General features: G+C 39.6%; 1 protein-coding gene. It reads right to left on the reverse strand.

Annotated features, from left to right (window positions below; genetic code table 11):
* Positions 1-57 precede the first annotated feature (57 nt).
* A complete protein-coding gene (locus tag SKA34_RS01320; RefSeq protein WP_006643681.1) occupies positions 58-1311 on the reverse strand; it encodes a hypothetical protein in 1254 nt (417 codons plus the stop codon).
* Between the last annotated feature and the right edge of the window lie 120 nt (positions 1312-1431).

Genomic DNA, 1431 nt, shown 5'->3' on the forward strand with positions numbered 1-1431 from the left:
TTTAGGGGTAGAGACATCAATAATATAAATATTTTATATGGCTCGTAACAATCTCATTCAATGGATAGCCACTATAATAAACAAGCCGTGTTCATCCACTTGCGACACATCTATAAAGTCTCCCTCAGTACGTGCAACACTGGGAGGAAAATCAAGGTGGCTAACGATTTTCATGTGTTTTGGATCGCTGATATCCACTACGTAAAAGCCTAAACCTCCCATCGCAGCATAACCAATCTGACTATCCTTTTTAGCAAGAAAAAGAGGCATTCTCGCTCCCATCCAAGAAGTTCTATTACCCGAACGAGGATTATTAATGTAGGTTTTTTCATGCTGGAGATTCCCAACGATCTGACCATCAACCGATAACGTATCGAGAAGGATTGGATTAGCTGGATCACTCATATCCCAAGCTTGATAACCTGCACTGTAAAGGTCGTTTGGATATTCAGTTAAAGCGTGTCTTCTATCCGGTGCCGCCGCCACATACATGGTTCCATCGCCATAATAAGCTGGAATATCACGTACCCCCGATCCTTGCTGCTTCCCTATTGGAGCATCAGGATGCTCAACATCCGTAGTTCGCTCAGCGATAAGTTGCCAGTCCTTCGGTAGCGGACCTTTCATTTCATACACCTTAAAACCTTTGAGGTGTAAACTGTTTCTTATCGCATTTACTTTGTCAGGTTGACTATATTTATTATCTAAAAGCCCAAAACGGCGCACTTCGTAAGCTTGAACCATAATATAAGCTTGACGCTTTTCACTCCATGCAACAGAAGCTGCTCCCATCATGTCTCCTTCTGGAAATGGGTCCACTTCACTCCCTGCACCCTCAGGTCCCCATGTATGTCCTTTAGTTAATAGCAGTTTAACCTCTTTTGGTTCGGTGATATCGAAAATCTTTAAGTCACGGCGAACATATTGATATAAGTAGCGACGCCCATCAAAATCAATAATATTTTGCCATGTATGAAATGGCTCAACTTGGATAGGATAATATGCCTCTACCTTTATATTTTTTGAGTAGCTCTTTTGATCCCAATAGTCTAACTGCCCCTTAAATGGGTGACTGCTATGTGAGGATGGTGCTTGCTTCGGGTGTGTAAAAAGCCCATCTTTTAACATGCCATAACTTCCAGAACTTGGTGCGCTAGGAGTCTTATCAATTGCAATCGTAAATTGAGCTCTAACCATTTCATCTTGTATGTTTGATGGTGTATTTTTACTCTCATGCCAAGAGCTTTCTGCTAGACAAACTTGACAGAATAACAGGGTCAAAGACGTCGAAAAAAAGTCATATTTATTCATTTAGTGCCTCAAACGTTATCGTTATTTTAATCAATAATAAGCAAGTGTATTTAGCTTCAATTTTCTTCTTATAAAAAATTGGCAAAAATAATTTAATTTAGTAAAAAATATGAATGAATA

The sequence above is a fragment of the Photobacterium sp. SKA34 genome, assembly GCF_000153325.1.
Classification (GTDB): Bacteria; Pseudomonadota; Gammaproteobacteria; order Enterobacterales; family Vibrionaceae; genus Photobacterium.